The organism is Citricoccus sp. SGAir0253, from assembly GCF_005877055.1.
Taxonomy (GTDB): Bacteria; Actinomycetota; Actinomycetes; order Actinomycetales; family Micrococcaceae; genus Citricoccus.
Genome location: NZ_CP039424.1, coordinates 1,193,902 through 1,210,325, shown reverse-complemented (window position 1 = coordinate 1,210,325; position 16,424 = coordinate 1,193,902). Strand labels below are relative to the sequence as shown.

The window sequence follows — 16,424 nt, the reverse complement described above, 5'->3', positions numbered from 1 at the left end:
CCCCGCCGGACCGGTCGCGCCCGCTATCCCGTCCGGCCGGGGCGATACCGTGGTCCCGTGAGCGACGCCCCCTCCCGTGCCCCCGCGACCGCGGCCAAGCCGTGGCATGAGCAGATCAGGGTCGGATTCGACCTGGAGACCACGGGACGTGATCCCGAGACCGCCCGCGTCGTCACGGCCTCCCTCGTCGTCGTGGACCCGCACGGCCGCCTCGCGGCGGCCTACGAGTGGCTCGTGGACCCCGGCGTGCCCATCCCCGCCGAGGCCGCCGCCGTCCACGGCGTCACCACGGAGCGCGCGCAGGCCGAGGGCCTGCCCGCGGACGCCGCCATCGTGGAGATCGCGGACACCCTGCGGGACTTCTTCGACGCCGGCATCCCGGTGATCGCGTTCAACGCCTGCTACGACTTCACGGTCATGGACCGGGAGCTGGCCCGGCGGGGACTGGAGCCGCTGCAGAACCGCTGGGTCATCGACCCCTACGTCATCGACAAGCAGGTGGACCGCTACCGGCGGGGCAAGCGAACGCTCACGGACGTCTGCGACCTGTACCGCGTGCCGCTGCGGGACGCCCACACCTCGGCGGCGGACTCGCTGGCCGCCGTCGGCGTCGCCGACGCCCTGGCCCGGCGCTACCCGCAGCTGCAGGTCCCGCTCGAGACCCTGCAGGGACAGCAGTGCGCGTGGAAGGCCGAGCAGGCCGCGAGCTTCCAGGAGTACCTGCGCCGGAAGGACCCGACCGCCGTCGTCAACGGGGACTGGCCGGTGGCCCGCCGCTGAGGCGCGTCACACGGCGTCATCTTCGCCGCCCGGGCCCGGCGCGGCGCGCCCGACGGGCCGCGTGTGTCGCTGCGGGAGCCCCGGACCGCCCCGCGCGTCGGCGCCGGGGCGGGATGCTTGATTAAATGGGGTGTCACCGTCCACCGACGGCGGCAGCACCCGTCGCGGGCACCGACCGTGGCCGCGACGACCCCGAACCGAAGGGACTCCATGATCTCCATCCGTGGCCTGCGCAAGGTCTACCGGCAGGGCGACCGCGAGGTGGTCGCCCTGGACGGCATCGACCTGACCGTCCCCACGGGCTCCGTGCACGGCATCATCGGCCACTCGGGGGCCGGCAAGTCGACGCTCGTGCGCTGCCTCACCCTGCTGGACCGCCCGACCTCCGGCTCGGTGGCCATCGACGGCGCCGACCTGGCGACCGCGGCGGACCGGGACCTGCTGCAGGCCCGGCGCCGGATCGGCATGGTGTTCCAGCACGCGAACCTGCTGGACTCCCGCACCGTGCTCGCCAACGTCGCGTTCCCCCTCGAGATCACCGGGCAGGACCGCGCCGCCCGCACCGCCCGCGCGCGCGACCTGCTCGCACTCGTGGGGCTCGAGGACTTCGGGGACTCCTACCCGGCCCAGCTCTCGGGCGGCCAGCGCCAGCGCGTGGGCATCGCCCGCGCCCTGGCCTCGGACCCCCGCGTGCTGCTGTGCGACGAGCCCACCTCCGCCCTGGACCCCGCCACCACCGACGGGATCCTGGAGCTGATCCGGGACCTGTCCGACCGGCTCGGCCTGACGGTGGTGGTGATCACCCACGAGATGCACGTGGTGAAGAAGATCTGCACCTCGGTGTCCCTGCTGGACCGCGGCCGGATCGTGGAGGGCGGCGACCTCGCCGAGGTCGCCTCGGGCCTGGGCTCGCGGCTCTCCGCCGCCCTGTTGCCGCTGCCGGAGGCCGCGCTGGACACGGCCGGGCCCCTCGTGGAGGTCCTGGGCCACGGCCCCAACGCCGACGTCCCCGTCAGCGCCGTGATCCGCGAGCGGTTCGGGCACCCCGTGCGGGTGCTGGCCGGCTCCGTGGAGGACCTCGCCGGGCAGCGCTTCGCCCACCACCTGCTGGCCCTGCCGGAGGACGCGGCCACCGGGCCGGACGGCGCGGACGCCGTCGTGGAGTTCCTGCGGTCCACGGGCTACCGGGCCGAACAGCGGACCCGGACCCAGGTGGAGACGGCCCAGGACACCGCACAGGACCTCGGAGGTGCACAGTGAACCCGTTCCAGGACCTGCTGGAGAATCCCGCCCTGACCGACGCGCTGCCCGAGGCGTTCGGCGAGACCCTCGTGATGGTGGGCGTCGCCGGCGTGTTCACCCTCGTGATCGGCCTGGCCCTCGGCATCATCCTGCACGTCACGGCGCCCGGCGGGCTGCGGCCCGTGCGCTGGCTGCACGTGCTGCTGTCCTCCGTGGTGGTCAACATCACCCGGTCGATCCCCTACGCGATCCTCATGGTGGCGCTCATCCCGTTCACCGCGTGGCTCGTGGGCACCTCGATCGGGCCCATCGCGGCGACCGTCTCCCTGACCATCGGCACCGCCCCGTTCTTCGCCCGCCTGGTGGAGACCTCGCTGCGCGAGGTCCCCGCCGGCACGGTGGACGCCGCCCGCGTCATGGGCTCCACCCGCGGGCAGGTCGTGCGCAAGGTGCTGCTGCCCGAGGCGATGCCCGGGCTCGTGGCCTCCATCACCACCACGCTCGTCATGCTGGTGGGCTACTCCGCCATGGCCGGGCTGATCGGCGGCGGCGGCCTGGGCCGGCTGGCCTACAACTACGGCTACCAGCGCTTCGACTCCGCCGTCATGGTCGTCACGATCGTCATCATGGTGGTGCTCGTGCAGCTCATCCAGTGGATCGGCGACCGCATCGTCCGCGCCGTCGACCACCGCTGAGCGGACCCACCGCTCCCCCGCTCCACCCCTCCCCCCACCGCCTCGACCGAAGGAACCCCATGACCCCCACCACCTCTCCCCTGCGCCGCCGCTCGCTGCTCGGTGCCGGCGGCCTGCTGCTCACCGCCGCCCTGGCCGGCTGCGGCGCCGGTGGCGGCGGCGACGCCTCGCCGTCCGCGGCCGCGAGCCTGGACCCGGCCAACCCGGTCACGGTCAAGGTCGGTGCCAACCCCGTCCCGCACGCCCAGGTCCTGGAGTACGTGGACGAGAACCTCACCGAGGGCACCGGCATCGACCTGGAGATCCAGGAGTTCGACGACTACCAGCTGCCCAACGTCTCCCTGGACGAGGGCTCCTCCGACGCCAACTACTTCATGCACGAGCCGTTCTTCAACGCGCAGGTGGAGGAGAAGGGCTACGAGTTCGAGCACGGCGAGGGCATCCACATCGAGCCCTACGCCGCCTTCTCGGAGAAGCACGACTCGGTCGAGGCCATCCCGGACGGCGCCACCATCGCCATCACCAACGACCCGGGCAACCAGCCGCGCGCGCTGAAGATGCTCGAGACCGCGGGGCTGCTGCAGGGCATCGAGGACGACTCCGCCGCCCTGACGCTGACCGAGGAGCAGAACCCCAAGGGCCTGGCGTTCGAGGAGAACCAGCCCGAGATCCTCGTCCAGCTCGTCAAGGACCCCAAGGTGGACCTGGCGATCATCAACGGCAACTTCATCCTCCAGGCCGGGATGAGCACGGACGACGCCCTCATCGTCGAGTCCGTCGAGGACAACCCGTACGCCAACTTCCTGGCCTGGCGCGCCGGCGAGGAGACCCCGGCCATCCAGAAGCTGGACGAGCTGCTGCACTCCCAGGAGGTCAAGGACTACATCCTCGAGACCTGGCCCAACGGTGACGTGACGCCGGCCTTCTGAGCCACGGCCTCCCGGATCCCGGCCTCCCGGGCCTCGGGGGACCGCACCCGACGGCGGCCCGGCACCCGGCCTGGAGCTCCCAGGCCCGGGTGCCGGGCCGCCGTCGTCCCCGGTCGGGAGCCGGTCAGCCGGCCGCCGGCCGGGCCGCGGCCGCTGCGCGCGCGGCGTGCGGCAGGGCCGCGGCGACGCGCTCCATCGCGGCGTCGTCGTGCGCGGCGGAGACGAACCACGCCTCGAAGACGCTCGGGGGCAGGTACACCCCGTGCTCGAGCATGGCGTGGAAGAACGGCCCGTAGCGGAACGCCTCCTGGGCCTGGGCGTCGGCGTAGTCGTGGACGCCGCGGGCCGAGGTGCCGAACGCGACCGAGAACAGGGTCCCCGCCCGCTGGATGGAGTGGTCCACGCCCGCCGTGGTGAGCGCCTCCACCAGCAGCCCCTCGAGCTGGCGCGAGCGCCGGTCGATCGTGGCGTACACGTCCGCGGTCGCGTTGCCGAGGGTGGCCAGGCCGCAGGCCATGGCCACCGGGTTCCCGGACAGCGTGCCGGCCTGGTAGACCGGTCCCAGCGGCGCCAGCAGGTCCATGACCTCGGTCCGGCCGGCGACGGCGGCCGTGGGCATCCCGCCGCCGATCACCTTGCCGAACGTCCACAGGTCCGGGGTCCACCCCTCCGGCCGGCCCGAGAGGCCCCAGTAGCCGGTGTCCGAGGCGCGGAAGCCGGTGAGGACCTCGTCCCAGACCAGCAGGGCGCCGTGGCGCCCGGTGATCTCGCGCAGGAAGCGGTTGAAGCCCTCCGCGGGGGCGACCACGCCCATGTTGCAGGGGGCGGCCTCCGTGATGACCGCGGCGACGTCCGCGCCGCGGGCGGCGAACACCTCCTCGAGGGCGGCCGTGTCGTTGTAGGGCAGCACGAGGGTCTCGGCGGCCTGGGCCTCCGTGACACCGGCGGAGCCGGGCAGGGACTGGGTCGCCACCCCGGAGCCGGCCGCGGCGAGCAGGCCGTCCGAGTGCCCGTGGTAGCAGCCGGCGAACTTCACCACGAGGTTGCGGCCCGTGGCGCCGCGCGCGAGCCGCAGGGCGGTCATGGTGGCCTCGGTGCCGGTGGAGACCATGCGCACCCGGTCCACGGGCACGCGCGAGGCGATGAGCGTGGCGAGCCGGGCCTCGTCCGGGGTGGAGGTGCCGAAGGACAGCCCGGCGTCCACGGCGCGGTGCACGGCCTCCACGACCGCCGGGTGGTTGTGGCCCAGCAGCATGGGGCCCCACGAGCACACGAGGTCCACGTACTCGCGGCCCTCGACGTCCGTCAGGTAGGGCCCGGCGGCGCGCACCATGGCCACGGGGGTGCCGCCCACGGAGCCGAAGGCCCGCACCGGGGAGTTCACGCCCCCCGGGATGACGGTGCGCGCGGCCTCGTAGAGCCCGGCGTTGGTGGTGGGTGCGGTGGTGCCGGTGGTCCCGGTCATCAGAGCCTGCCTTCCTTGATCCAGCGGGCCAGTTCACCGGCCCAGTACGTCAGCACGGTGTCCGCCCCGGCCCGGCGGATGGAGAGCACGGACTCGATGACGGCCTGGTCGCGGTCGATCCAGCCGTTGGCGGCGGCGGCCTCGATCATCGCGTACTCCCCGGAGATCTGGTACGCCGAGACCGGCACGTCGGACATCTCGGCCACGTCCCGCAGGATGTCCAGGTAGCTCATGGCGGGCTTGACCATCACCATGTCGGCGCCCTCCTCGAGGTCCAGGGAGACCTCGAGCATCGCCTCGCGGCGGTTGGACGGGTCCATCTGGTAGGTCTTCCGGTCGCCCGTCAGCTGGGAGTCCACGGCCTCGCGGAAGGGGCCGTAGAACGCCGAGGAGTACTTGGCGGCGTAGGCGAGGATCGCGGTGTCCTGGTGGCCGGCGTCGTCCAGCGCCTGCCGGATGACGGCCACCTGGCCGTCCATCATCCCGGACGGACCCACCATGTCCGCCCCGGCCTCGGCCTGCGCCACGCCCATGCGGCCGTAGACCTCCAGCGTGGCGTCGTTGTCCACGGCGCCGTCCGCGGTGAGCACGCCGCAGTGGCCGTGGTCGGTGAACTCGTCCAGGCACAGGTCGGACATGACCACGAGGGACTCGCCCACCTCCGCCTTGACCGCGCGGATGGCGTCGTTGAGCACGCCGTCCGGGTCCAGGCAGGCCGAGCCCGTGGCGTCGCGCGTCTCGGGGACGCCGAAGAGCATGATGCCGCCCAGCCCCAGCTCGGCGGCCTCGGCCGCGGCGGCCCGCAGCGAGTCGCGCGTGTGCTGGACGACGCCCGGCATCGACTGCAGCGGGACGGGATCGGTGGCGCCCTCCCGGATGAACGCCGGCAGGATGAGGTCCGCGGGGTGGATCCTCACCTCGGCGGCCAGCCGGCGCATGGCGGCGGACTGGCGCAGGCGGCGCGGACGGTGGGTGGGGAAGGCCATGGAATCCTCCGGGCTCGGCGGCGGTGGTGCCGTACCAGTCTAGGGTGAGTGGCATGACCGACTCCTCCAGCGCGACCACGCGCATCGCCGTGCTCATCGACTGCGACAACGTCTCGCCCGCCCACGCCGGGGCCATCCTGGAGGAACTGGCCACCTACGGCACCGCGACCGTCAAGCGCGCCTACGGGGACTGGACCACCACCAACCTGGGCGGCTGGAAGAAGGCGCTCAACGACCTCGCCATCCAGCCCGTGCAGCAGTTCGCCTACACCGCGGGGAAGAACTCCACGGACTCGGCCCTCATCATCGAGGCGATGGACCTGCTGTGGATGGGCCACGTGGACACCTTCGCCCTGGTGTCCTCGGACTCGGACTTCACCCGGCTGGCCACCCGCCTGCGCGAGTCCGGCAAGCGCGTCATCGGCCTGGGCGAGCGCAAGACCCCGGTGTCCCTGCGCCATGCCGTGGACCAGTTCATCTACCTCGAGCTGCTCGGCGCCGGGGACCCCGACGACGGCGCGGAGACGGAGGCGCCGGTGGCCGCGCCGGTGGCCGGGTCCGAGGGCGGCCGGAGCCGGGCGCGCCGGGGCTCGGCGGCGGCCGGCGGGGCGGCGGTGTCAGCCCCCTCGGCCGCGTCCTCGGCGGCGGCCGGCGCCGCCGGTGCGGCCGCGTCCTCCGCCGCGGGGCGGGCGACGGGCGGCGTCACGGGCGGGAGCGAGGACGCCGCCGGGCCGGCCGGGGTGGAGCCTGCCGGCCTGGCGGGCGAGCCGGCCGAGGACGCGTCGGCCCCGCGGATCAACCTGCAGAGCGCGCTCATGAAGGCCGTCAACGCCACGAGCGGGGACGACGGGTGGGCGCACCTGAGCCAGGTGGGCCAGCACCTGAGCCGGGCGCACGTGGACTTCGACCCGCGCGACTTCGGCCACCGCAAGCTCAGCACCCTCGTGGCCGAGCAGCCGTACCTGGAGCACCGCACGGAGGGCGGCCGGATGCAGGTGGCCCTCAAGCGCCGCGCCGGGCGGCGCTGATCCGGGTCGCCGGGTCCCGGGGCGGCGAGCGGACTAGTGCGTTGCCGGCAGGCCGGCGAGCACCGCGAGCACGCCGGGGGCGTCCGGCGAGGCGGCCGTCCCCGCCAGCGCCAGCCCGCAGGAGGCGGCGGCCCGCTGCGTCGGGCGCCCGATGGCGATGAACGCGGCGTCCCCGACCGGTCGCCCGCCGAGCCGGCGGACCAGCTCGCGCACGGCGCTCGGGCTCGTCAGCACGACGGCGGCCCCGTCCAGGGCCCCGAGCCCGACGGCGCCGTCCGGGCCCTCCTCCAGGCCGACGGGGTGCCCCCCGTCGGCCAGCAGCCGCCGTGCCGGCGCCGCGGGGTACGGCACGGTGCGGTAGGCCTCGATCCGCTCCACGGCCCAGCCCCGGGCGTCCAGGGCCGCGGCCACCTCGTCCGGGGCCAGCGCGGACTGCGGCAGCAGCACCCGGCGCCCCGGCCGGCCCGTGCCGGCCAGGTCCGGGGCCGGGAAGGCGGCGATGATCCCCGCCGCCGAGGCGTCGCCGTCGGGCATCCAGGGGGCGGCCGGGCCGCCGGCCGACGCCAGCACGCGCGCGGTGCCGGGCCCGGTCACGGCCACGCGGACCCCGGCCGGCAGGCGCCCGTCCCAGCCGGCACGGACCAGGGCGCGCACGGTGTTGGGGCTCGTGACGACGAGCCAGGCGTATCCCCCGGCGGCGAGGCGGCGCACGGCCTCGCGCAGGGGCGCGGGGTCCTCCGGCAGCTCGAAGTCCGTCAGCGGCAGGAACCGGACCTCATGGCCGGCGGCCCGCAGGCCGGCCTCGAGGGCGCCGGCCTGGGCGGGCTGGCGGGTGAGCACGACCGTCCGCGCCCGGCCGTCCGCGTCCGGAGCGCGGTGCCGAGCGCCGGGCCGGGTGCCGTCCCCCGCGCGGTCCTCCGTGCCCTGCCCCGCACCCTGCCCCGTGCCCTCCACGGCGAGACCCGGTCAGCGGCCGGCCGGCAGCAGGTCGGCGCCGTCGGCCAGCAGGGCCTCCGCCACCTCGATCCCGAGGGTGCGGGCCGTGTCCAGCGTCCGGGTGTCGGCCGAGCCGTCCGCGTGGCGCACGCGCACGGCGTCCAGCTCCACCGAGGCGTGCCTGCGCAGGACCCGGCTGCCGTCCAGCGCGGCCACCATGGCGTCCAGGACGAGCCGCGCGGGGGCATCCGGACCAGCGTCCTCGCGGCCCGAGCCGGTGTCGGCGCCGCGCTCCACGCGGGCCAGCGCCCCGATCGGCGCGGCGCAGCCGGCCTCGAGCCGGCCCAGCAGGGCGCGCTCGGCGGTCACCTGCAGCCGGGTGACGGGGTCGTCGTAGTCGGCCAGGGCGCGCGCGAGCGCCTCCCCGGGCCCCTCGGTCCCCGCGGCCGTGCCCGGCCGGCACTCCACGGCCAGGGCGCCCTGCCCGGGGGCCGGCAGCATCACGGTGGGGGCCAGCCGCTCCGTGATGGCCCACTGCAGCCCGGTACGGTCCAGGCCCGCGCAGGCCAGCACCACGGCGTCCAGGTCCCCGCGGGGCGCCCCCGCGGCGGCCGGTGCGTGGTCGTCGTGCTGCTCGAGGCCGGGCACGCGGGCGAGCCGGGTCTGCACGTTGCCGCGGATGTCCACGACCCGCAGGTCCGGGCGCACCGCCAGCAGCTGGGCCACGCGGCGCGGCGAGCCGGTGCCCACCGTGGCGCCCTCGGGCAGCTCCGCCAGCGTCAGGCCGTCGCGCGCACACAGGGCGTCGCGGACGTCCACGCGGGCCGGGACGGCGGCAATCTCCAGGCCCTCGGGCTGGGCGGAGGGCAGGTCCTTGAGGGAGTGCACGGCCAGCTCGACCTCCCCGTCCAGCACGGCGGCGCGCAGGGCGGAGGCGAAGACGCCCGTCCCGCCGAGCGAGGCGAGGGAGCCGGTGGTCACGTCCCCCTCGGTGCGGATGACGCGCAGCTCGTAGCCCAGCCCGGAGGCCCCGGCGAGGGCCTCGGCCACCGTGGTGGTCTGGGTCCGGGCGAGGTTCGAGCCGCGCGTGCCGACGGTGAACACGGTGTGGTCGCCGGTCACGGGGCGGGCACTCCCACCTCGGAGTCCACCGCGGCCACGGTCGGGCGGACGCTGCCGTCCCGCATCACCTTGACGCAGCAGTTCGGGCGGCACACGTCGTACCAGGCGCCCAGGCACCCGACGGCGGCGCGGCCCTCGCGGGTGCCCAGGCGCTCCTCGACGATGTCCACGAGCCCGCGCACGAAGGCGGGGTGCGTGCCCGGCGTGGGGGTCCGGCGGAAGGCCAGGCCGAGCTCCTCGGCGGTCTCCCGCGCCTCCGTGTCGAGGTCCCAGACGACCTCCATGTGGTCCGAGACGAAGCCCAGGGGGACGACCAGGACGCCGGCGAGCGGCTCGGCGCCCTCGCCGGTGGTGCGCGCGGCCTCCTCGATCGCGTCGTTGACGTCCGGCTCGAGCCACGGCACGTGCGGTGCTCCGGAGCGCGACTGGTAGACGAGCGACCAGTCGATGCCCTCGGCCTCGGGGACGCGGGCCAGGACCTGCTCGGCCACGTCCAGGTGCTGGGCGGAGTAGACGTCCGCACCGTTGCCCTCCCCCGGCTCGAGCCCGGTCCGCTCCCGCAGCTCGGCGGCCAGCGGCCGTGGGCCGGCCGCCGCGGCGTCCGCGGTGGGGATGGAGTGGGTCGCGAAGAAGACGTGCAGCCGCCCGCCCTCGCGGCCGGCGGCGGCCAGCTCGGCGCGGATCTCGGCCAGCCCGGCGCGCAGGCCCTCGGCGAAGGGCTCCACGAAGCCCGGGTGGTTGAAGTACTGGCGGACCTTGTCCGTCTCCAGCACCCCCTCCAGGCCGGTGGAGCGCAGGGCCATGCCGAGGTCCTCGCGGTACTGGCGGCACGAGGAGTAGCACGAGTACGCGGAGGTGGTGATGGTGAGCACGCGGCGGTGCCCGTCGGCGTGGATCCGCTCCAGCGTCTCCGGCACGTACGGGCCCCAGTTGCGGTTGCCCCAGTAGACGGGCAGGTCGATCCCGCGGGCGGCGAGCTCGGACTCGAGCGCGGCCTTGAGGGCGCGGTTCTGCTCGTTGATGGGGCTGACGCCGCCGTTGGCCCGGTAGTGGGTGGCGACCTCCTCGAGGCGCTCGTCCGGGATGCCCCGGCCGCGGGTGACGTTGCGCAGGAACGGGATGACGTCGTCCTGCCCCTCGGGACCGCCGAAGGAGGCCAGCAGCAGGGCGTCGTACGGCTTCGGCGCCATCACGCCGTCCTCGTCGTAGCCGGTCCGGGGGTCGAAGGCGCCGGCGGACGGCGTGCCCGACCCTCCGCTGGTGTGCTCGCTCATCAGGCCAGGACCTCCGCGATCTCGGTGGGGGTGACGAGGCGCCCGGTGTAGAAGGGCACCTCCTCGCGCACGTAGTGGCGCGTCTCGTTGTTGCGCAGGTGGCGCATCATGTCCACCAGGTGGTTCAGCTCGGGGGCCTCCAGGCCCAGCAGCCACTCCCAGTCGTTCAGGGCGAAGGCGCTCGTGGTGTTGGCCCACACCATCGGGAAGTCGCGGCCGAGCAGGCCGTGGTCGCGCAGCATCCGGCCACGCTCGGACGGCTCGAGGGTGTACCAGTCGTAGGACCGGACGAAGGGGTAGAAGCACAGCCACTTCAGCGGCTGGCGGCCCATCGCGAAGGCCGGCACGTGGTCCTTGTTGAACTCGGCCATCCGGTCCGAGCCCATCGCGCTGAGCACGATCCGGGTCCCGGAGAGCAGCTCGGTGCGGCGCAGGGTGCGGATCGCCGCCTGGAGGTCCTCCGGGACGTGGCCGTACATCCAGACCATGAGGTCCGCGTCGGCCCGCATGCCGGACACGTCATAGGTGCCGCGCACCGTCACGCCCTGCCCGGCGAGTTCGGCGATCGTGGCCTCGAACTGCTCCACGGCCCGCCGGCGCTCCGCCTCGGTGTGCCCGCCCTGCCCGGAGCCGTTGCGCGCGAAGACGGTGTAGGTGGTGAACCACTCGACGTGCGGCGTGGTGTCGGCGCTCGTGTCCTCGGCGGTCTGGGTCTCGGTCATCGTCACAACTCCTGTGGTGTCACGGTACGGGCGCCGGCACGGGGCGTGCGCCGCGGTGGACGGTCGGTGCCGCACCCGGCTTCTACAGCCGGTAGAACGGCGAGTCCAGCCTACCCCTCACGGCCCCGTCCGTCCGATCCTCCGGCGGGTGTCGGCCACGATCGCCGCCAGCCCGGTCCCGGCGAGCCACGCGCCCACCGCGTCCAGTCCCGGCTGCCCGTCCAGCCACCCCCGGACGGCCCCCACGGCGGCCCGGTGCCCCGTGGTGGCCGCCGGCAGGGCCGAGCGCCAGCGCACCACGAGGGAGGACCGCACCGCCCCGGACAGGTCCACGCCCGTCAGCACCGAGGCGTCCGCGACGGCCCGCGCCAGCAGCTCCGCGTCCGGGGTCCGGTGGCCCGGGGCGGTGGAGTCCGGCGCGTCCGAGTTCCGGCCGTAGGACAGCCGGAGCACGTGCCGGTGCGGGTGCGGCCGGTCCGGGCCGCCGGCCGCGGCCTCGCGCGCCCAGGCCCACTTGGCGGTCACGTGCGTCAGCGCCTTGGCCCCCACCGCGGCGGGCGGGACCCCCGGCGAGACGAGCAGCCCGGTCCCGCGCGGCGCCGCGTCCAGCCCGGCGGCGTCCGCCACCACGGTCACGAGCGCGACGCCGGCGCCCTCGGCGGGCCGCTCGGCCCCGGACAGCGCCGGGCCGGCGAGCGGGGCGAGCAGGTCCCATGCGGCGGGCCCGTCCGTGGCGACGACGACGCGTGCGGCGGCCAGCGGGCCGGGCCCGTCCGTGGCCACCGTCCAGCCGGTCCCCGAGCGCTCGAGCGCCGTGGCCCGCACGCCCGTGCGCACCGTGCCCCCGGCCGCGCGCAGGCCCGCGGCCAGGGCCGCGGTCAGCGTGTTCATCCCCCCGCGCAGCGAGGCCACGAGGGCCCCGGGCGGGGCGGCCGCCCGCTGGGCGGCCACGGCGCGGGCCAGCGAACCGTGCTCCACGAGGGCCTCGAGCAGCCCGGGGGCCACGGTGCGAAGGTCCAGGGTGTCCGGGTCGGCGGAGTGCACGCCGGCGACCACGGGGGCCACGAGCCGCTGCAGCACGCCCTCGCCCAGGCGGTCGGCGACCACGGCGCCGACCGTGGCGGGGGCGCCCCCGGCCACGGCGGCCGCCCACCGGTCCACCGGCGCCCGCAGGTCCCGCCGGGCCCGGTCCAGGGCCTCCGGACCCAGCGCCTCGGCCACCTCGGGCGCGTCCAGGTCCCCGGGGATCCCGAGGAGCCCGACGCGCGGGGCGCGCACGGCCCGGCCCGGCCCGGCCCCGGCCGGCGCCGGCAGGAACAGCCACGATCCGGTCGGCTCCGGGCGCACGACGGCGGCGGACAGCCCCAGCTCGTCCACGAGCTCCCGCACGGCGGGGGTGCGGACGGCGAAGGACTCGGCGCCGGCGTCGAGCACGAGGGACGGCCCGTCCGGCAGCGGCGCCTCCACCGGCGCGACGCAGCCGCCGGGGACGCCGGTGGACTCGAGCACGGTGACCCGGTGCCCCGCGCGGGCCAGTTCCCAGCCGGCGAGCAGCCCCGAGACCCCGCCGCCGATGACGACGGCCGTCGCCCCGGCGTCCGGGGCCGGGGCCGGGACGACGGGACGGGCCGGGTCCACGGGTCCCCCGGTCACGGCCGGAGGGAGTGGACCAGCTCCACGACCCGCGTGAGCACGTCCGGGTCCGTGGTCGGCGGCACGCCGTGGCCGAGGTTGACCACGTGGCCGGGGGCCTCCCGGCCCGCCTCGACGACCTCGCGCACGTGGGCCTCGAGGACGTCCCAGGGGGCGGCGAGCAGGGCCGGGTCGATGTTGCCCTGCAGCGGGACGGCGCCGCGGCCGTCCGGGCCGGGGGCGGCGGCCAGCCGCCGGTGGGCCTCGCCCAGCGGCAGGCGGTAGTCCACGCCCATGACGCTCGCGCCGGCGTCGCGCATGGCCGGCAGCAGCTCCGAGGTGCCGGTGCCGAAGTGCACGAGCGGCACGCCGTGGGCCCGGGCGAGGTCCCGGACGTGGCCGAGCGCGCGGGCCGAGTGCGGCTGGACGTGGCGGACGTAGTCGGCCACGGACAGGGAGCCGGCCCAGGAGTCGAAGAGCTGGCCGGCGGAGGCCCCGGCCTCGATCTGGGCCCGCAGGAACCTCCCGGCGGCATCGGCGGCCCACGCCGCCAGCGCGCCCCAGGCCTCCGGGTCGGAGTGCATCATCGTGCGCGGCCCGAGGTGGTCGCGCGAGGGCCGGCCCTCCACCATGTACGCGGCCACGGTGAACGGGGCGCCGGCGAAGCCGATGAGCGGGGTGGAGCCGAGCTCGGCCACGGTCAGCCGGACGGCCTCGCGGATGGGCTCGAGGGCCTCGTCGGTCAGCTGCGGCAGCGCGGCGACGTCCTCGGCGGTGCGCACGGCCGAGCCCAGCACGGGGCCCACGCCGGGGACGATGTCCACGTCCACGCCGGCCAGCTTCAGGGGGATGACGATGTCCGAGAAGAAGATGGCCGCGTCCACGTCGTGCCGGCGCACCGGCTGCAGGGTGATCTCGGCGGCCAGCTCCGGCTTGAGGCAGGACTCGAGCATCCCGATCCCCTCGCGCACGGCCCGGTACTCCGGCAGCGAGCGGCCGGCCTGGCGCATGAACCACACCGGCGTGCGGGACGGGGTGCCGCCCCGGTACGCGGTGACCAGGGGCGACTCCGCCGTGGAGCGAGAGGCGTCCCGGGTGGTCAGCGGGTGGTCGGTGGGCAGCGCGGGGTGGATCGCGGAGTCGAGGGGCATGGGGCCATTCTTCCATCGAACCTCCCCGTGCCCGCCCATCGGACGTTCCCGCGCCGGTCCCCCGGCGCGGGAACGTCCGATGGGCGGGCGACGGCGGCACACCACGGCATCCCCCCGTCCCGGCCACCGTCCCGGGCACCGTCCCGGGCACTGTGTCCGGTCCCACCCGGACCCGGTGGCCGCCCGCCCTCCACAGGCGGTAGAATCGTGGTCATTGTGGCTCTGTTTTCCCTGGTTGCCTCGCACACCGACCTTGACCTCGACACGGTGGCGCAGCTGAGCAACGGCACCGGCGAGGTCGCCTCCGTCATCCCTGCCTCGACCGCCCGCGGGGCCGTGGTGCTGGCGACGTGCAACCGCGTGGAGATCTACGCCGAGGCCCCGGACGAGTCCTCCGTGGAGCAGGCCCGCGAGGAGCTGCTGCAGGCCGTGTCCCGCGGTTCCGGCCTCGCCGAGTCCACCGTGGCCTCCTCCTTCCGCACCCTGGCCGGGGACGCGGCCGTGCGCCACCTCTTCGAGGTGGGGGCGGGGCTGAAGTCCGCCGTCGTGGGCGAGCGCGAGATCGCCGGGCAGGTGCGCCGGGCCCTCGGCGCCGCCCAGGAGTCCGGGATCACCACCGGCACCCTGACCAAGCTCTTCGAGACGGCCACCCGCACCGCCAAGGACGTCGGCACCCACACCGCCCTCGGCGCCGCCGGGCGCTCGATCGTCTCCGTGGCCCTGGACCTGGCCACCAGCATGCGGGCCGGCTCGTCCGTGGTCGGCGCGCAGCGCTTCTGGGAGGACGCCAACGTCCTGCTCATCGGCACCGGCGCCTACGCCGGGACCACGCTGGCCCAGCTGGCCGACCGTGGCGCCCTGAACGTGGGCGTGCACTCCGCGTCCGGGCGCGCGGAGGCCTTCGTGGCCGACCGCGGCGGCTGGGCCCTGGCCCTGGGCGGCGAGCGGATCCACGGCGCGATCGCCGAGGCGGACGTCATCATCGGCTGCTCCGGCGGGGACCGCCGGCTCGAGGCCGAGACCCTGCAGCGCCTGCGCGAGGGCGTCACCCGCCGCCTCACCGTGCTGGACCTGGCCCTGAGCCACGACTTCGACCCCGCCATCGCCGACCTGCCCGGCGTGGACCTGATCACCCTGGAGTCGGTCAAGATGGCCGCCCCGGAGGGCCAGCGGGCCGCCATGGCCGCGGCCGCCCGGCTCGTGGACAGCGCGGTGGACGAGTACCTGCACGAGCGCCGCGCGCGCAGCGCCAACGAGGCCATCGTCGCCCTGCGCCGGCACACCCACCAGGTGCTCGACTCCGAGATGGAGCGCGTGCGCGCCCGCCACGGCTGCACCGCCGCGGCCGAGGAGGTCGAGTTCGCGCTGCGGCGCATGGTCCGCCAGATCCTCCACGAGCCCACCGTGCGTGCCAAGGAGCTCGCCGCCGAGGGCCGGCTCGAGGAGTACGAGCGCGCGCTGAACGTCCTGTTCGGCCTCGAGGTCCCCGGCTCCGGGACCGGCACGCCCCCGGCCTCCTGCCCGGCCGGCGTCGGGCTCGCGGACCCGGCGGGCGCCGCCGGCGCCACCGTCCCAGGGCCCGACGCCGGCACCCCGGGCGCCGCGCACGCGTCCGGTTCGGCGCGCATCGCCTGAGGGCGCCCGGCACCGCTCCCGGTGCCCCTCCCGTCCGGTCCCCGCGTCGCCCCGTGACGCCGGGCCTCGGCGCCGCTCCTACCGGCCGGTAGACTGGTCCGCACCGTCCTGACCGGTCGGTCCGTCCGCCCGGCGCCGCCGCCGGCCCGTCGAGAGAGGCCCCACCGTGAGCTCCACCCCTGTGCGTCCGTCCCGGCTGCCCCGCGAGGAGCGCCGCCGCCAGCTGCTGGACGCCGCGCAGCAGGTCTTCGTGGAGAACGGCTACCACGACACCTCGATGGACGACATCGCCGTGGCCGCCGCCGTCTCCAAGCCCGTGCTCTACCAGCACTTCCCGGGCAAGCACGAGCTGTTCCTGGACCTCATGGACACGCAGCTGGGCCTGCTGCAGGAGGCCACCTCGTCGGCGCTGGCCTCCACCACGGACAACAAGGAGCGGGTGCGCGCCACCATCCGGGCCTACTTCCAGTTCATGGACCGCCCCGACCGGGCGTACCGGCTGCTCTTCGACTCCGGGCTGAACAACGACCCCGCGGTCGCCGGGCGGATGGAGGAGCTCGACCACCGCTTCGCCACGGACATCGCCGAGATCATCGCCGCGGACACCCGCCTGTCCGGCGAGGAGGCCCTGCTGCTGGGCCACGGCCTGGCCGGGATCGTGCAGTCCGCGACCCGGCACTGGGCCGCGCACTCCGGCCGGCAGGGCCGCCCGGACCTGGAGGCGGCGGCGGACCTCACCTTCCGGCTGGCGTGGCGCGGCATCAGCCGCTTCCCCAAGGAGGGCTGAGCCGTCCCGGCGCGTTACGCCGGGAGCCGAAGCCGGCGCC

General features: G+C 75.8%; 15 protein-coding genes. 7 read left to right on the top strand and 8 right to left on the bottom strand.

Annotated elements, in window-relative coordinates:
* Positions 1 to 57: 57 nt before the first annotated feature.
* The 4 genes from E7744_RS05560 (at position 58) to E7744_RS05545 (ending at position 3,646) form a co-directional block, all read left to right on the top strand.
* Positions 58 to 780: a 3'-5' exonuclease gene (locus E7744_RS05560; RefSeq protein ID WP_246858568.1), complete on the top strand. Its 723-nt coding sequence runs from the start codon at positions 58 to 60 to the stop codon at positions 778 to 780.
* 210 nt (positions 781 to 990) lie between these two features.
* Entirely contained in the window at positions 991 to 2,040 is a 1,050-nt protein-coding gene (locus E7744_RS05555; protein ID WP_137773259.1) for a methionine ABC transporter ATP-binding protein, read from the top strand.
* The gene (locus E7744_RS05550; RefSeq protein ID WP_137773258.1) at positions 2,037 to 2,717 is read left to right on the top strand and encodes a methionine ABC transporter permease; all 681 of its coding nucleotides are present in this window, start codon (positions 2,037 to 2,039) and stop codon (positions 2,715 to 2,717) included. The genes E7744_RS05555 and E7744_RS05550 overlap by 4 nt, the downstream gene beginning before the upstream one ends.
* A gap of 59 nt (positions 2,718 to 2,776) precedes the next feature.
* Positions 2,777 to 3,646 (top strand): MetQ/NlpA family ABC transporter substrate-binding protein, encoded by an 870-nt coding sequence (locus E7744_RS05545; protein ID WP_137773257.1) that lies wholly within the window; start codon positions 2,777 to 2,779, stop codon positions 3,644 to 3,646.
* A gap of 124 nt (positions 3,647 to 3,770) precedes the next feature.
* Here E7744_RS05545 and hemL read toward each other — a convergent pair whose 3' ends face one another.
* Entirely contained in the window at positions 3,771 to 5,111 is a 1,341-nt protein-coding gene (gene hemL, locus E7744_RS05540; RefSeq protein ID WP_137773256.1) for a glutamate-1-semialdehyde 2,1-aminomutase, read from the bottom strand.
* Complete coding sequence (gene hemB / locus E7744_RS05535) at positions 5,111 to 6,097, bottom strand: porphobilinogen synthase (RefSeq protein ID WP_137773255.1); 987 nt, start codon at positions 6,095 to 6,097, stop codon at positions 5,111 to 5,113. The genes hemL and hemB overlap by 1 nt, the downstream gene beginning before the upstream one ends.
* Before the next feature lie 53 nt (positions 6,098 to 6,150).
* Between hemB and E7744_RS05530 the strand changes: the two genes are divergently transcribed.
* Positions 6,151 to 7,125 carry an NYN domain-containing protein gene (locus E7744_RS05530; RefSeq protein ID WP_137773254.1) on the top strand — a complete coding sequence of 325 codons (975 nt, stop codon included), beginning with the start codon at positions 6,151 to 6,153 and terminating at the stop codon, positions 7,123 to 7,125.
* A gap of 33 nt (positions 7,126 to 7,158) precedes the next feature.
* Here E7744_RS05530 and E7744_RS05525 read toward each other — a convergent pair whose 3' ends face one another.
* From E7744_RS05525 to hemE, 6 genes are all read right to left on the bottom strand, one after another.
* A complete protein-coding gene (locus E7744_RS05525; protein WP_246858567.1) occupies positions 7,159 to 8,079 on the bottom strand; it encodes a uroporphyrinogen-III synthase in 921 nt (306 codons plus the stop codon).
* A 12-nt stretch (positions 8,080 to 8,091) separates the two neighbouring features.
* Positions 8,092 to 9,183 (bottom strand): hydroxymethylbilane synthase, encoded by a 1,092-nt coding sequence (hemC, locus tag E7744_RS05520; RefSeq protein ID WP_137773253.1) that lies wholly within the window; start codon positions 9,181 to 9,183, stop codon positions 8,092 to 8,094.
* Positions 9,180 to 10,457: a ferrochelatase gene (locus E7744_RS05515; RefSeq protein ID WP_137773252.1), complete on the bottom strand. Its 1,278-nt coding sequence runs from the start codon at positions 10,455 to 10,457 to the stop codon at positions 9,180 to 9,182. The genes hemC and E7744_RS05515 overlap by 4 nt, the downstream gene beginning before the upstream one ends.
* The gene (gene hemQ / locus E7744_RS05510; RefSeq protein WP_137773251.1) at positions 10,457 to 11,179 is read right to left on the bottom strand and encodes a hydrogen peroxide-dependent heme synthase; all 723 of its coding nucleotides are present in this window, start codon (positions 11,177 to 11,179) and stop codon (positions 10,457 to 10,459) included. The genes E7744_RS05515 and hemQ overlap by 1 nt, the downstream gene beginning before the upstream one ends.
* 117 nt (positions 11,180 to 11,296) lie before the next feature.
* Positions 11,297 to 12,832 carry an NAD(P)/FAD-dependent oxidoreductase gene (locus tag E7744_RS05505; RefSeq protein WP_246858566.1) on the bottom strand — a complete coding sequence of 512 codons (1,536 nt, stop codon included), beginning with the start codon at positions 12,830 to 12,832 and terminating at the stop codon, positions 11,297 to 11,299.
* Positions 12,829 to 13,962 (bottom strand): uroporphyrinogen decarboxylase, encoded by a 1,134-nt coding sequence (hemE, locus tag E7744_RS05500; protein WP_137773250.1) that lies wholly within the window; start codon positions 13,960 to 13,962, stop codon positions 12,829 to 12,831. The genes E7744_RS05505 and hemE overlap by 4 nt, the downstream gene beginning before the upstream one ends.
* Positions 13,963 to 14,178: 216 nt before the next feature.
* On the opposite strand from hemE, the gene E7744_RS05495 reads away from it, so the two are divergent.
* Together E7744_RS05495 and E7744_RS05490 are read left to right on the top strand one after the other, a co-directional pair.
* The gene (locus E7744_RS05495; protein WP_137773249.1) at positions 14,179 to 15,597 is read left to right on the top strand and encodes a glutamyl-tRNA reductase; all 1,419 of its coding nucleotides are present in this window, start codon (positions 14,179 to 14,181) and stop codon (positions 15,595 to 15,597) included.
* Positions 15,598 to 15,763: 166 nt separating this feature from the next.
* Positions 15,764 to 16,384, top strand: a complete 621-nt coding sequence (locus E7744_RS05490; RefSeq protein ID WP_246858565.1) for a TetR/AcrR family transcriptional regulator — start codon at positions 15,764 to 15,766, stop codon at positions 16,382 to 16,384.
* Positions 16,385 to 16,424 lie beyond the last annotated feature (40 nt).

Excerpts from the sequence above, each read along its gene's own strand:
- E7744_RS05555 (WP_137773259.1), top strand. The coding sequence starts at position 991 with ATGATCTCCATCCGTGGCCTGCGCAAGGTCTACCGGCAGGGCGACCGC.
- E7744_RS05545 (WP_137773257.1), top strand. The coding sequence starts at position 2,777 with ATGACCCCCACCACCTCTCCCCTGCGCCGCCGCTCGCTGCTCGGTGCC.
- hemL (WP_137773256.1), bottom strand. The coding sequence starts at position 5,111 with ATGACCGGGACCACCGGCACCACCGCACCCACCACCAACGCCGGGCTC.
- hemB (WP_137773255.1), bottom strand. The coding sequence starts at position 6,097 with ATGGCCTTCCCCACCCACCGTCCGCGCCGCCTGCGCCAGTCCGCCGCC.
- E7744_RS05530 (WP_137773254.1), top strand. The coding sequence starts at position 6,151 with ATGACCGACTCCTCCAGCGCGACCACGCGCATCGCCGTGCTCATCGAC.
- E7744_RS05515 (WP_137773252.1), bottom strand. The coding sequence starts at position 10,457 with ATGAGCGAGCACACCAGCGGAGGGTCGGGCACGCCGTCCGCCGGCGCC.
- hemQ (WP_137773251.1), bottom strand. The coding sequence starts at position 11,179 with ATGACCGAGACCCAGACCGCCGAGGACACGAGCGCCGACACCACGCCG.
- hemE (WP_137773250.1), bottom strand. The coding sequence starts at position 13,962 with ATGCCCCTCGACTCCGCGATCCACCCCGCGCTGCCCACCGACCACCCG.